This is a genomic window from Vibrio sp. ArtGut-C1 (assembly GCF_002105475.1).
Taxonomy (GTDB): domain Bacteria; phylum Pseudomonadota; class Gammaproteobacteria; order Enterobacterales; family Vibrionaceae; genus Vibrio; species Vibrio diabolicus.
The window spans coordinates 59871-74718 of sequence record NZ_NCTH01000011.1 but is presented as its reverse complement, the minus strand read 5'-3'; the positions used below and the strand labels follow the sequence as shown (position 1 = coordinate 74718).

Here is a 14848-nt window from a genome sequence, read left to right as displayed (position 1 = left end):
AGGATAATAAAGAACTGGATAGACATCCAGTTAATTTTATCGGTAGCGCCCTTTTCTGGCACTGGTTGCTTTGCCCGCTAAGGCAACGAGGGTTTTGTTCGTATTGGCATGACAAATCGCCACACCTAAAGCATCGGCTGCATCCGCTTGAGGCTTGGCGGGCAGTTTAAGCATTTGCTGAACCATATGTTGAACTTGCGCTTTGTCCGCACCACCAGTACCGACTACAGCTTGCTTAATAAGACGCGCGGCGTATTCGTATACCGGCAACTCTGCATTCACCGCAGCAACAATTGCGCTGCCACGAGCCTGGCCAAGCTTTAATGCTGAATCCGCATTTTTAGCCATAAACACTTGTTCAATCGCAAATACGTCCGGTTGAAACTGGGTAATGATTTCCGTGACGCCAGCGTAAATCTGCTTAAGACGGCCCGGAAGTTCTTTTTCTGAAGTACGAATACAGCCACTACCAAGGTATTGCAAATGACGTCCATTTTGACGAATGACCCCATAACCGGTAATGCGTGAACCTGGGTCAATGCCCAAAATAATTGACATGAATATTCCTAAAAATGAGGCCGAATACGGCCTCAATTTCTTATTATTACTTTTAGCTTACTTTCTAACTTCGGAGCGAATACCGCTCACTGCACATTGAGTTTACTCTAGAGAGGCCGCAACGTCGTCAGAGATGTCACCGTTGTGATAAACCTCCTGAACATCGTCCAAATCTTCTAAAGCGTCAATCAAACGAAGCAGTTTTGGCGCAGTGTCCACATCCAGTTCTGCTTTCGTTGAAGGGATAAGCGACACTTCGGCGTTCTCCGCCTCAAAACCTGCGGCATCAAGGGCATCTTTTACGAGTCCAAAATCGCTTGGTACGGTGTAAACATCAATCGAGCCATCTTCTGATGTTTCGATGTCATCAGCGCCACTTTCTAACGCCACTTCCATCACCGCATCTTCATCTAAACCTGGAGCATATGAGATCACGCCTTTCTTGTCGAAAAGATAGTTTACACTACCATCCGTACCCAGATTGCCTCCTGACTTCGAGAACGCATGGCGTACACCTGATACTGTGCGATTTCGGTTATCCGTCATACATTCGACCATGACCGCAGTGCCACCCGGACCATAACCTTCATAGATTACGGTTTCCATATTGTCGTCGCCTTCACCACCAGCACCTCGGCTGACAGCGCGGTTGACAGTGTCACGCGTCATGTTGTTAGACAACGCTTTATCAATTGCAGCTCGCAAACGTGGGTTATTTTCTGGCTCACCGCCTCCCTCTTTTGCAGCAACAACGATTTCACGGATTAATTTGGTAAAGATTTTGCCGCGCTTCGCATCTTGCGCTGCTTTACGGTGACGAATATTCGCCCATTTACTATGACCTGCCATAATTCACCTTTTAATGTATTTTGACGCTTAATAGCAAACATGAGCTAAAAAGCGTTGCTTGGGAAATTGCTTTGGAAGTTTCTTGGGTTTATTTAAACAAAAACTCCCGCAGTTGCGGGAGTTTTCTTCAAATGTTGTGCGCTTATTCTGCGTCTTTTTCTTTCGCTGCAGTCACTGCGATTGCTAGCTCTTCTAGCGCAGCTTGGTTCGCAATACTTGGTGCGTCTGTTAGTAGACACGCCGCTGCTGTTGTTTTCGGGAATGCAATAACATCACGGATGTTCTCGGTACCACATAGCAGCATCACTAGACGGTCAAGACCGAATGCAAGACCAGCGTGTGGAGGCGTACCGAATTTTAGTGCATCAAGCAGGAAGCCGAACTTAAGCTGTTGCTCTTCAGGTGTGATGCCTAGAATATCAAATACGGCTTCTTGCATATCTGCGTTGTGGATACGAACAGAACCGCCGCCAACTTCGTAACCATTTAGAACCATATCGTAAGCGTTAGAGTTTGCCGCAGCTGGGTTCGCTTTTAGCTCTTCCGCAGTCACACCTAGAGGTGACGTGAATGGGTGGTGCATCGCGTGTAGGTTGCCTTCGTCATCTTCTTCGAACATTGGGAAGTCAACAACCCATAGTGGAGCCCATGCAGATTCGTCAGTTAGCTCTAGATCTTTACCTAGTTTCAAACGTAGCGCGCCCATTGCTTCTGCAACGATACCCGCTTTATCAGCGCCAAATAGGATGATGTCACCAGATTCCGCTTGAGTGCGATCTAGGATAGCGTTGATCACATCTTCGTTTAGGAACTTAGCTACTGGAGATTGGATACCTTCCATGCCTGCTGCACGATCGTTAACCTTCATCCAAGCTAGACCTTTCGCACCGTAGATACCAACGAATTCACCGTAGCCATCAATTTGCTTACGAGTCAAAGATGCACCACCTGGAACGCGAATAACGGCAACGCGACCTTTCTCATCGTTTGCTGGGCCAGAGAATACTTTGAACTCAACGTCTTTCACTAGGTCAGCAACGTCTACTAGCTCTAGTGGGTTACGTAGGTCTGGCTTGTCAGAACCGAAACGGCGAATCGCTTCGCTGAATGGCATTACTGGGAACTGACCTAGGTCTACGTTTAGTAGCTCTTGCCACATATCGCGAACCATGTTTTCCGTCACTTCACGTACTTGGTCAGCCGTCATGAATGACGTTTCGATATCGATCTGAGTGAATTCTGGCTGACGGTCAGCACGCAAGTCTTCATCACGGAAACACTTAACGATTTGGTAGTAACGGTCAAAACCAGACATCATTAGAAGCTGTTTGAATAGCTGTGGAGACTGAGGAAGCGCGTAAAAGCTGCCTTTGTGAACACGGCTAGGTACTAGGTAGTCACGCGCGCCTTCTGGTGTCGCTTTCGTTAGTACTGGTGTTTCGATATCTAGGAAGCCGTTGTCATCTAGGAAACGACGAACAAAGCTAGATGCTTTAGCACGTAGCTTGATGCGGTCACTCATTTCTGGACGACGAAGGTCTAAGTAACGGTACTTCAGACGTTGCTCTTCAGAGTTCTTTTGGTTGAAGTCTAGAGGCAAAACGTCACTGCGGTTGATGATTTCAAGACCTGTCGCAAGGATCTCAACTTCACCTGTTGCCATGTCTTTGTTTGCTTGGCTTTCTGGACGAACGCGTACTTCACCCGTTAGTTTGATACAGAATTCATTACGAAGTGTGTTAGCCACTTCATACGCATCCGCCATATCTGGATCAACAACTACCTGAACGATACCTTCGCGATCTCGCATATCAATAAAAATAAGACCGCCTAAATCACGACGACGGTTAACCCAGCCGCAAAGTTCTACAGTTTGTCCTGCAAGGGACTTGTTCAGGTGACCACAGTAATGGGTACGCATAATGAAATTCCCAATCTCTCAAATGTTGTTAACTACGCTCTGTCAGCCTCATTGCCAAGCAGAGTAAAGATTCAGTTATACGCTGAATGTCCACGAAAATCGACTACTCAACATACAATTACGTGTGTTTTATCATTCACTGGTGCTTTTTAGTACAACAAATGTTCAAAAGCGCACCAAAGCGAAAAAATTGGTGGGGATTATAGCGTGAAATTACCTATTTCAGCAAAACTCTCGTAAAGTATTCACACGAGTAGTAAGCAGTAAAGAATAATGGATAACTTACCTCTTCGACTTGGATTGACGATGTGGTCGCACAATCAATGGCAACAAAGCTTTTACGGCAGCGGGACAAAGCCCGCTGAACGTTTAGAAAAGTATGCACAGGTGTTCCATACCGTGGAAGGCAACACGACATTTTATGCCACGCCGACGCTCAACACGGTGCAAAACTGGAGAGCAGCAACCCACGATGATTTTCGCTTTACTTTCAAACTTCCTAAAGCCATCACTCATGAGCAAATGCTAAGAGGTTGCAGCGAACAGCTGAGAGACTTCATGAAAGTCATGGAGCCGTTGCATGACCGTGTGGGGCAATGGACAATTCAATTGCCAGCGGCATTTGGTCCTGAGCACCTTGATCGACTGAAAAAGTTCTGTGCGAGCTTTCCACCTAACTTCCCTCTTGGTGTTGAGGTTCGTCATATGGCATTTTTCTCCAAAGGTGAAGAAGAGCGAGCGCTTAACCAATGGTTAGTAGAAAATAACATTGACCGCATTATTATGGATAGCCGCCCTGTCTTTGCCGCTAAGCCAGACAATGAAGCGATCATTGATGCGCAAATGAAAAAACCAAGAGTACCAGTCCACGCCATTGCTACCGCTTCACACCCTTTGATTCGCTTTATTGGTCATCCAGAAGAACAGCAAAATTACGAGTTTTTTACACCATGGCTCAGCAAGTTGCCGCAATGGATTGCAGAAGGTAAACAGCCGTATGTCATGATCCATACTGCGGACAATATAATTGCGCCGGAGTTGGCAGCCAATCTGTATAAAGACATACAAAAGCGTATAACACTTCCTGACTTGGCCTCTTTCCCGGCTAACGATGGCAACTCGCAGTTGCAGATGTTCTAACGCAACACATGACAGAGGCGCGAAATTCCCATAAAATACGCGCCTTTTTTGGTGCCTGACGTTTTCAGGCGGCTTGTATGCAGAGACTTAGTTATGAACCCTAAGAGCAATCCAGATACTATTTTTTCGGCTCCAATCGATAAAATTGGGGATTTCACGTTCGATGAACGCGTAGCGGAAGTATTTCCTGACATGATTCAACGATCGGTACCGGGTTACAGCAATATTATTTCTGCAATCGGTATGCTGGCAGAGCGTTTTGTAAAGCCCCACTCAAACATCTATGACCTTGGCTGTTCTTTGGGTGCTGCAACATTGTCTATGCGTCGCCATATCAAACAAGAAGGTTGCCAAATCATCGCAGTGGACAACTCTCCTGCGATGGTGGAGCGTTGTAAACTTCACGTCAACGCGTACCGAAGCGATACTCCTGTAGATGTGGTTGAAGCGGATATTCGTAATATCGATATTGAAAACGCATCAGTTGTCGTACTGAACTTTACTCTGCAATTTCTTTCTCCAGACGATCGTTACGCCCTACTTGAACGAATCTATGCAGGTCTACGTCCAGGCGGAATTTTGATTTTGTCGGAGAAATTCGTCTTCGAAGATGAAGTGTCAAACGAGCTATTAATTGACCTTCACCACGACTTTAAACGTGCAAATGGTTATAGCGAACTAGAAATCAGCCAAAAGCGCAGCGCGATAGAAAACGTAATGCGCCCAGATTCAAAGAAAGAGCATAAAGAGCGTTTCGCTAAAATTGGCTTTTCTAGCTACGATGTTTGGTTCCAATGCTTTAACTTTGGCTCTATGTTCGCAATTAAATAAACCGTGCATACAAAGGCCCTGAATCACGCCACTTTAGGCTGTTATTTAATAATTTTAATACCATCAACTCAGCGATTAACTAACTATGTTTAACTTTGCAAACTTCTACCAATTGATTGCCCAAGACACACGTCTTCAACCTTGGCTCAATGTGCTACCACAACAGCTAACGGATTGGCAAAATGCAGAGCACGGTGACTTTGGTCGCTGGTTGAAAGCACTGAACAAGATTCCAGAAGGCTCACCGGATCAAATTGACATCAAGAATTCAGTGACCATCAGCAACGACACTCCTTTCCATGAAGGTGAGCTGAAGAAATTAGAGAACTTACTTCGTACATTCCATCCGTGGCGCAAAGGGCCATACCACGTACACGGCATTCATATTGATACTGAGTGGCGCAGTGATTGGAAATGGGACCGCGTGCTTCCGCATATTTCTCCATTAAAGAACCGCAGCGTACTCGATGTTGGTTGTGGTAACGGCTACCACATGTGGCGTATGCTGGGTGAAGGTGCACGCTTAACCGTCGGTATCGATCCATCTCACCTGTTCCTAATTCAGTTCGAAGCAATTCGTAAACTCATGGGCGATGACCAACGCGCGCACCTACTGCCGTTGGGTATTGAACAACTACCTAAGTTAGAAGCGTTCGACACGGTATTCAGCATGGGCGTGCTTTACCACCGTCGCTCTCCACTGGATCACTTGGTGCAGCTAAAAGATCAATTAGTGTCTGGTGGTGAACTCGTACTAGAAACACTAGTGATTGAAGGTGATGAGAATTCAGTGTTGGTTCCAACTTCTCGTTACGCACAAATGCGCAATGTCTATTTCTTCCCTTCAGCAAAAGCACTGAAAGTATGGTTAGAGTTGGTAGGATTTGAAGATGTGCGCATCGTTGATGAAAACGTCACTTCGGTTGATGAACAACGTACCACAGATTGGATGACGCATAACTCTCTACCAGACTATCTAGATCCGAACGACCCAAGCAAGACTGTAGAAGGTTACCCTGCCCCTCGCCGCGCGGTTCTTGTCGCTCGCAAACCATAATTCGCTGAGATTCCTGACATTGTCTTAACTCATTTTACGAGTTAAGACATTACCCTCTTTCCTCGTACTGAGCGTGTTTGCTTTTCGAGTCCATTTGTTACATCAAAACATAAGCACGCTCTAAATAAGGATGCGCTTTTATGTCCTTGATTTTTAGCTTTTCATCACTATTCCTCAAACAATAAGTAATAGAGAAACATTCTTACTTGTGAGGCTTTATCGATATGAGCTAAACTCCTAAAAAATAAACAACTTAATCCAATCCCAAGGTTTTCAATGTTATTACGATTGACCCCGATTGTTGCCATCGCCTTACTATCTGGATGCTCACTAACCAAAGGCGAACAGTACCACCAAGAAACGTTAGCGGCTATTCAAACTTCAGAAGCGAATGTCAATAATCGCATTACTAACTTAGAGCTTCAGCTCAGCAACCAATCGGACTATATCGACAGCCTTGAAGAACAAGTCGATAAACTACAGGTTGAACTTCTGACATTTCGCGATGAAGCAATGGCAGAAGTGAAAAAGCCAAAAGAGCCGATTATTGTCCAATCTCCTGCTCCTGTGGAACCAACACCAACTCATGATATTGTCCTTGGCTCAATTGAAAAGGTCACTATTGACTCCATTAAGCAGACTTTTGATGCACGTGTCGACACTGGTGCCGCAACCTCATCTTTAAATGCAGTTGATATTGAAGAGTTCGAAAGAAACGGCAAAAACTGGGTTCGATTCCACCTGGCAGATACCAGTAAATCTGAAGAAGAAAAAAATACTTGGATCGAAGCGCCTGTCATTCGTTACGTAAAAATTCGCCAAGTTACCAGTGAAGAACTGGAACGTCGCGCTGTAGTCGAACTTTGGGTGCGCGTTGGAAAAATTCATGAAAAAGCGCAATTTACGTTGGCAGATCGCTCGCATATGAACCATCCTATTTTACTGGGTAGAGAATTTATGCGCGACATCGCACTTGTCGATGTAAGTCGTACCTATATCCAAACGGACGAAGATAAAAAATAATAAGGTAGATTATGACGTCAAAAATACCGTTTTACCTTTCAATCATCTTATTGGTGATTGCGGGCATTGCTTTGAGTGTTTTCAGACATGAAAACTACGGCGTGCCTTGGACACCAGGCGAAACTCGTCAGGTATGGGATGTAGAGGCACGTATTGAGTTCAATGCTAACGGCAATGAAGTCAAAGCTTCACTCGCAGCACCTCATACACAAAGTGGTTATACGCTTATCGGTGAATCCGCTTCCTCTTCTGGTTATGGCGTTTCCTACATTAATTCTGATTCTGGACGTCGTGCCGAGTGGTCAATTCGTCAGGCCAAAGGTCCTCAAACCATTTACTACAAAGCGCAGTTCTTAGTGGACCCTCAGGCTAAAGTTACGCCTCTACCACCAACTGAAGACATTACGCCACCAACGCTATCAGCTCCACAAGCCGCGGCGGCAAATGCCCTTGTAGACCGTGCGATGAGTCGCTCTGCCGACAATGTGACCTTTACTCGTGAGCTCATCAAAGCGCTTAATGACCCAGACAGTCAAAACTCATCGCTACTACTGAATGACTTCAGCCGTACTGATGCATTGCACAATATTCTGCTAACGGCTGGCATCCAAAGCAAAACAGTTGGTGTGATTGAATTAGAAGATGGCCGTCGACGCCAAACCATTCAACCAATGGTTCAGGTTTGGTCAGGTAAAGATTGGGTACTGTTCTCACCAAATTCCGAACAGAAAGCCGTGAAACCAAACTTATTAGTTTGGGATGAGTCGAATGTATCCCTGCTTGATCTTGTTGGTGGTAAAAATAGCCAAGTTCATTTCTCAATGATCAAGCAAGAAATGACTCCACAGCAAGCGACGAACAACAAGATAGAAGCTGATGGGCTGCTGAATATTTCAATTCATAGCTTGCCTCTTGAAGAACAAGCAATGTTTAAGACCATCATGCTGATCCCTATCGGTGCCCTTATCGTGGTGTTCTTGCGTGTGATTATCGGTCTAAAAACATCCGGTACTTTCATGCCAGTACTGATTGCTGTTGCATTTGTTCAAACCCAGCTATTAACGGGTATTGTCGGTTTCTTACTGATCGTTGGCACAGGCTTGATTATTCGAAGTTACTTATCGAGGTTGAACTTACTGCTTGTAGCACGGATATCAGCGGTCATTATTACCGTTATTATGATCATTTCGGTGTTCACAGTAGTCGCATTTAAGATGGGCTTAACGGAAGGCTTAACAATTACGTTCTTCCCTATGATCATCTTGTCATGGACAATTGAACGTATGTCTATCCTATGGGAAGAAGAAGGCGCGAAAGAAGTCGCTCTGCAAGGTGGGGGCTCACTGCTCACCGCAGTATTGGTTTACTTAGCGATGACGAACTCATACATTCAGCACCTAACCTTTAATTTCATTGGTCTACAGTTGATTGTTCTGGCCGGTATTCTATTGCTAGGTACTTACACAGGTTACCGTCTAACTGAGTTACGTCGTTTCAAACCACTAGCGGAGGACTAAACGATGTTCGAAAGTTTTACTTCGCCAGCTAAGCTTCGCCATAAAGGCATTATGGGGATGAACAAACGTAACCACAGTTATATCGGCCGTTACAATGATCGTTCTAAATACCCATTAGTTGATGACAAGCTCAAGACTAAAATTATTGCGCAGGCAGCAGGGGCGACAGTCCCTGCCCTGATCGGCGTTATTCATAACCAAGCAGAAGTAAAGACAATCCATAGAATGGTGCAAGATTGGCCTGGTTTTGTTATCAAGCCCGCTCAAGGTAGTGGTGGTAAGGGTATTTTGGTTATTACCTCGCATAAAGATGGGGTCTATACCAAACCTTCCGGCTCTACAATTGGTAAGGACGAAGTTGAACGTCATATCAGTAATGCGCTTGCTGGCCTTTTCTCTCTTGGTGGTAAAAACGACGTCGCAGTCGTTGAGAACCTGATTAAATTTGATGATTGTTTCGATGGCTTCAGTTATGAAGGCGTGCCTGATGTTCGAATCATCGTATTTAAAGGCTACCCTGTTATGGCAATGATGCGCTGTTCTACGGCGGCGTCGGACGGTAAAGCAAACCTTCACCAAGGCGCTGTGGGCGTGGGCATTGATATCGCCACAGGTAAAGCAATCCGAGCGGTGCAATTCGACCATCCAGTCACCCACCATCCGGATACAGGCAAAGACCTTTCTACCCTCCAAGTCCCGCACTGGGAGCGCTTGCTTGAGCTTGCGTCTAGTGCGTGGGAGATGACAGGGTTGGGGTACATGGGCACGGATATGGTGTTAGATAAAGAAGAAGGACCTATGGTTTTAGAGCTCAACGCTCGTCCTGGCTTGGCAATCCAAATCGCCAATGGTGCAGGCTTGCTTCCTCGTTTGAAACACATAGAGAGCCTCGGCACACCTGCCGAGTATCCAAAGCCGATTGAACGTGTCGCCTACGCAGCAGAGCAGTTTGGGGTAAAACCACAGTTCTAATCGCCAATCAAAATATCATTCGCCAGTAATTGTTCTGATTGCTGGCGTTTTTGTTTCCGTTTCCAAAACCGTCTACCTACTCATCTTATTAAACAAACCCATCTCACCTATAACTTGAATCAATGATCGAGCTAACAGAATCAACATAGATCGTTTCTTTTCTCCTTTAACTTTTGAGTATGATGAGGTCTCCCCTTACTCAACTTGAGAGGTTGAGAAATGCTAACAAAAGAAACAGATAACGATGAACCAGAGCTTGAAGAACAAGAGAGCTTAGACCAGCATTTACAACGCTTGTCTGAGCTTTCTGTCCAAGCACTTGAAGAGCTTGCTGAAATGATCGATATCAGAGACGATATTTCAGAGGAATAAAACTTAGCCTCCCTGCTGAGTTCTATTAATAAGCCGAGACTGTCGTCCTACAGTCTCGGCTTATTTTATACGCTTTGAAGCCTCCCGCTAACAAATACAAAAACGCCCGCAATAAATGCGGGCGTTTTGCTAGATTCGAAGTTTACGATTCAAACTCTTCAATCATCTCTTGCGCTTCAGTCTTAGGCTTATCCGTTTGACCAAAACCACGTAGACCAACTACGTGTACGTGCTCATGGTCTTTAAACACCTTACGCACCAACTTGTAGGTAGTACCTTTCTCTGGGCTGATGTTTTCTGGTGCCGCAATAAGAAGCTGCATATCCAGACGGTCACACAATTCGAACAATGTCGCGATCGATTTCGCATCCAGACGCGCTGCTTCATCCAAGAAGAGCAAACGACAAGGCACAATGTCTTTGCTGCGTAGACGACGAGATTCTTCTTCCCAGCTTTGAACAACCATCAGAAGGATTGACTGACCAGTACCGATCGCTTCACCTGTTGATAGCGCGCCAGACTCGGCCTGTAGCCAACCATCTGTACCACGGTTCACTTCTACACTTAGCTCTAGGTAGTTACGGTAATCCAGTAGCTCTTCACCCAGAACCTGAGGAGAACGTTGACCCATATCGATATGTGGGTTCACACGTTGGAACAGTTTCGCCATTGCTTCAGAGAAGGTAAAGCGAGTCGATTCGAACAGATCTTTATGCTGCTCTTGTTGTGTCGCTAGACCGTTCAGTAGCACTTCGTGACTTTCGCGAATTTTCACGTTTAGACGTACGCCCTTCACCTGACCGAACGAGATATTCGACAAGCCTTGGTTCAGCATACGAATACGGTTTTGCTCACGCTGAATCGTCTTCTTGATGATGCTCGCTACCGACTCAGAACTGATCGCTAGGCGGTTTTCACGTTGCGTTAGCTCTTCCGTTAGACGCGCTAGCTCTACTTCCATCTCTTCAATCGCTTCCACTGGATCATCAGTACGGATGATATCCTGACGAATACGCTCACGAAGATGTTGGTATACAGCAATGTAGAACAGAACTTTACGCTCTGGACGTGCGTTGTCTTCTGATAGACGCAGCGCATCACGCAAGTCGTCATTGTTCGCAACCGCTAAACGCAGCGCACCCAATGATTTATCCGACATCGAACGCAATTCATCCGCCGACATGTAAGCCAGTTCGCGCTTGTGTAGACGACGCTCAACATCGTTTTCACGCGCTAAGCGAAGTACTGAACACCAACCCGCTTTCGCTGCAACGACAAATTTGCGCAGCTCTGCGTATTCTTTCTGCACTTTCTTCAGACGTTTCGCTAAGCCTTTCATCTCAAGCTCGGTCGACGTTATCGTGCGCTCGTATTCACTCTTACGACTACGTGAAGTATGTAAGCGTTCGTGCAGCTCGTCACGACGGCGCATTGCACGCTCTTCCGCACCTTCGTCGGCATTTACGCCATACTCTTGCAGCTCTTGTTTGAACTCTTGTACGGTTTCTTGCTTAGCTTGATGCGAACTCTTCAAAGACGCCAATACTTGGTTGTATTGGTTCATTTGCCCTTGTGCTTGCTTCAACTCTTCACGAGAACGAGTACGAGTCTGTTCAGCTTGAACCAACTTCGCTTTTAGCTGCTCACTCAGTTCGCTACTTTTGTTCAGAAGATCAACCGAGTCTGAGTAAGCGAAGTAGTGACGACGTTCAACCAGATCCGAGAGTGCAAAGATTTGCTTCTTAAGATCTTGTAACTGTTCATCTGCTGCTTTGTATTCTGCTTCTAGTGCATCGAATTGCTCTGGGTCAGCATCAAGCGCAGACGCAATATTCTCTAGTTGCGCGACGGCTTTTGCATGATTGTTTAAGAAGTTTTTCGCCTCTGCAAGCTGAGCGATTTTCTCTTCTAGCTCATCAAAACGCGCTTGCAATGATTCATCTTCAACAAGCACCATGTGTGATGCTAGCTTGTCCAGAGAAGACAGTGCTTGCTTACTAGTTTGAAGCTGAGAGCGTTGCTGCTGCTCTTTTGCATCCAGATCCGCCAGCACGCGAGCGATTTGGTTACGCTTATCACGAATGGTTGCCAGTGCTTGTTCTGGATCGGCGTCAAAAGCAACCTGAATGTGGTTAGACACAAATTGGTTAAACGCTTGGTATAAGCGCTGCATTTTCTGAGAATCAAACGCCGCTTTTGCGTGTTTCTCTACCACTTCTTCTCGTTCGTTACGCAGCAACTCTAGACGCTGCTCACGTGCTGCACGACCAAACAATGGGATCTCAGGCAAGCGAGAGTAACGCATTTGGCGATCGTTCATGCGAACACAAACCGCGCCTTCTAGCTCTTCTGCATCGAACGAGCTGTCATCAAAGGCATCGATGTCACCTTCAATGATGTACAAGTCTTCTGGACAGTCGTCTAGCTCTACCAGTTTCTCTTCGATACCTGACAGGTCAGAAACAACGATAGCGTGACGAGCCGGACCGTACATCGCACTGAAGTAAGGCGCGTCATCAATCGTGATGTCATCGTAGATCTCAGACAGTAATACACCGCCTAAAGTATCAGCCAAACCTTTCAGGCGAGGGTCGTTTGAACCACCAGGAGAAGCAAGACGTTCAATCTCAGTGTCAAGCTGACTGCGATGCTCAGCAAGTTTATCTTTAGCTAAGGACAGCTCCCTTTCTTGCTCAAGAACAACCTGCATGTGGTTCATTACCGCATGGCGATCCTCAAGGTCTGCCCCGCTCTGCTCTCTCAGTTTCTCTAGCGCATCATTAGCCGCAATCCAAGCTGGCGCTATCGCTTCAAGTTTACTGATTTCTGCCGCCGCGTTTTGCTCTAGACGGCGCTGTTCACCACGCTGATCACGAACTTCTTCTTGAGCTATCTCTAGTGATTCGATTTGCATCGCATGACGTTCACGTTCTTGTTCAAACGTAACTTCATCGGTTAGCTCGACGTGATATTGCTTTTTGTATTCAGCAACCAGTTCACGTGCTTGACGTTGCTGATTGAGGCTACGCTCAAGATCGCGATGTTGCGCTCGCCATTGCTGTTCGTTTTGTGCAATTTGCTGTGATTCTCGAGCTTTAGCGATTGCCAGTTTTGCGTGCTCAGAGGCTTCTTTGCGCTCAACAGGGCCAACGATGCTCTGTACAAGCTTCAATGCAGTATCAAACTGCTCTGCCGCAGCTGATGACATATCGAGCTTATGTTTCACAGACAACAACGTATTGGTATTTTCCGACTCTTTGTTTTTCAGCTCCGCCACTAACGCTTGTGCGGATTCCGCCGTTAGGCTGTCATCGCCAAGTAGCTGCTTGGCTTTCTCCAACGCTTGAACGGCTTGTTGGTATTGAAGCGCGCGAGTTTGCTGAACGTCAAGAGCTTGCTGGTAATCAGCAAGTTGCGTCTTAAGGCTGTCCACCTCTTCTTCTGCAACGGTCGCTTGCTCTTCAGCCATCATCACGCGTTCTTGCGCTTCTTCCACTACCATCATTTGTTCTTCAAGACGCTCGCTCAGCTCTTCAAGATCTTCTTGGTAACGTTCGATCTTCTCTTGCTGACGCAGCGCGTTTTGCACCAGTTGCAAGTGATCCGAAGCCGCTTGGTAGTCTTGCTCTAAAGAAGATTCTGATTCGATCAGCAGTTCCAGCTCTTCTTGAACGCGGTTAAGCAGGTTGTTTTGCTCAATCAAGGTCTCGCGAGAACCAAATAACTCTGAACGCAAAGACAGTGTCTGTTCTAGTTTTTTACGACGCTCGTTGGCATGGCGCATATAGTCTGCTGCCACGTAGTTGGTCGACTCTGTAATCAAGTGTTTGAACAAGTCACGGTCAGCTTGCGTAGTTTTGATCGCTTCTAGCGTCATGCGGTTTTCACGCAGCGCCGATTCCATATCTTGGAACGCTTTCTTCACGCCGCCGTTTTGTGGCAGAAGGTAGTCACGTAGCGAGCGCGTAATCGCACTTGAAATACCACCGTAAAGCGATGCTTCGATCAGGCGGTAGAATTTAGAGCGGTCACCAGAGTTGCGCAGTTTCTTCGGAATCACACCGAATTCAAACATTTGTGCGTGGTAATCCACGATAGAAGAGAACGCTTTGAACTGAACGCCTTCAAATTCCGCGATCGATTCTTTTACTTCGTTGATTTGACGTACACGAGCTTGAGTCGCAGATACGCTTTCAACCAAGATATCCGTTGGTTTCACATGGCTAGGAAGACCTTGGATAACAAACGGTTTGATGTCTACTTTCTTATCGCGACCCGCAACTTGCTGCAGTTTTACTGCAAACAGTAGGCGTTGGTTACGTGAGTTCACCACATCTAGCGCCGCATAACATGCGCCCGGCTGCAGCTTACCGTATAAACCTTTATCGCGAGACGATTGGCTGCTGCCCGCTTCGGTTGTGTTACGGAAGTGCAGTAGCGTTTGGTCAGGAATCAATGCGGTGATGAACGCCGCCATTGTGGTTGATTTACCTGCACCGTTACCACCTGATAGCGTGGTGACCAGACCATCGATGTCAAAAGTACGGGCAAAGAAGCCGTTCCAGTTGACCATGGTCAGCGATTGGTATTTACCGCGTTCAATCATGC

Annotated in this window: 11 protein-coding genes; 7 read left to right on the top strand and 4 right to left on the bottom strand. The window is 46.3% G+C overall.

The annotated features are described in order from the left end of the window. Nucleotides 1-36 precede the first annotated feature (36 nt). The 3 genes from ruvC to aspS all read right to left on the bottom strand — a co-directional run bounded on the left by ruvC (nt 37) and on the right by aspS (nt 3328). Complete coding sequence (gene ruvC, locus B7360_RS11850) at nt 37-558, bottom strand: crossover junction endodeoxyribonuclease RuvC (protein WP_012841980.1); 522 nt, start codon at nt 556-558, stop codon at nt 37-39. A gap of 102 nt (nt 559-660) precedes the next feature. Continuing rightward, on the bottom strand, nt 661-1407 hold the full coding sequence (locus B7360_RS11845; RefSeq protein WP_047008558.1) for a YebC/PmpR family DNA-binding transcriptional regulator: 747 nt from the start codon (nt 1405-1407) through the stop codon (nt 661-663). A 142-nt stretch (nt 1408-1549) separates the two neighbouring features. Beyond that, nucleotides 1550-3328: an aspartate--tRNA ligase gene (gene aspS / locus B7360_RS11840; protein WP_085343566.1), complete on the bottom strand. Its 1779-nt coding sequence runs from the start codon at nt 3326-3328 to the stop codon at nt 1550-1552. A 273-nt stretch (nt 3329-3601) separates the two neighbouring features. Here aspS and B7360_RS11835 point away from each other — a divergent pair, with 273 nt between their 5' ends. From B7360_RS11835 to B7360_RS24530, 7 genes are all read left to right on the top strand, one after another. Next, nucleotides 3602-4468 carry a DUF72 domain-containing protein gene (locus B7360_RS11835; RefSeq protein ID WP_074191082.1) on the top strand — a complete coding sequence of 289 codons (867 nt, stop codon included), beginning with the start codon at nt 3602-3604 and terminating at the stop codon, nt 4466-4468. A gap of 93 nt (nt 4469-4561) precedes the next feature. Then, nucleotides 4562-5299 carry a carboxy-S-adenosyl-L-methionine synthase CmoA gene (cmoA, locus tag B7360_RS11830; RefSeq protein ID WP_012841984.1) on the top strand — a complete coding sequence of 246 codons (738 nt, stop codon included), beginning with the start codon at nt 4562-4564 and terminating at the stop codon, nt 5297-5299. 85 nt (nt 5300-5384) lie between these two features. Continuing rightward, a complete protein-coding gene (gene cmoB / locus B7360_RS11825; protein WP_012841985.1) occupies nt 5385-6356 on the top strand; it encodes a tRNA 5-methoxyuridine(34)/uridine 5-oxyacetic acid(34) synthase CmoB in 972 nt (323 codons plus the stop codon). A 276-nt stretch (nt 6357-6632) separates the two neighbouring features. Then, nucleotides 6633-7379, top strand: a complete 747-nt coding sequence (locus B7360_RS11820; RefSeq protein ID WP_012841986.1) for an ATP-dependent zinc protease — start codon at nt 6633-6635, stop codon at nt 7377-7379. A gap of 11 nt (nt 7380-7390) precedes the next feature. Beyond that, nucleotides 7391-8896, top strand: coding sequence for an inactive transglutaminase family protein (locus B7360_RS11815; protein ID WP_085343565.1), 1506 nt, complete (start codon nt 7391-7393; stop codon nt 8894-8896). A gap of 3 nt (nt 8897-8899) precedes the next feature. Then, the gene (locus tag B7360_RS11810) at nt 8900-9868 is read left to right on the top strand and encodes an alpha-L-glutamate ligase-like protein (RefSeq protein WP_006742116.1); all 969 of its coding nucleotides are present in this window, start codon (nt 8900-8902) and stop codon (nt 9866-9868) included. A 219-nt stretch (nt 9869-10087) separates the two neighbouring features. Further along, on the top strand, nt 10088-10240 hold the full coding sequence (locus B7360_RS24530; RefSeq protein ID WP_005390736.1) for a hypothetical protein: 153 nt from the start codon (nt 10088-10090) through the stop codon (nt 10238-10240). Nucleotides 10241-10382: 142 nt separating this feature from the next. On the opposite strand, the gene mukB is transcribed toward B7360_RS24530, so the two are convergent. Further along, nucleotides 10383-14846, bottom strand: coding sequence for a chromosome partition protein MukB (mukB, locus tag B7360_RS11805; protein WP_085343605.1), 4464 nt, complete (start codon nt 14844-14846; stop codon nt 10383-10385). Nucleotides 14847-14848 lie beyond the last annotated feature (2 nt).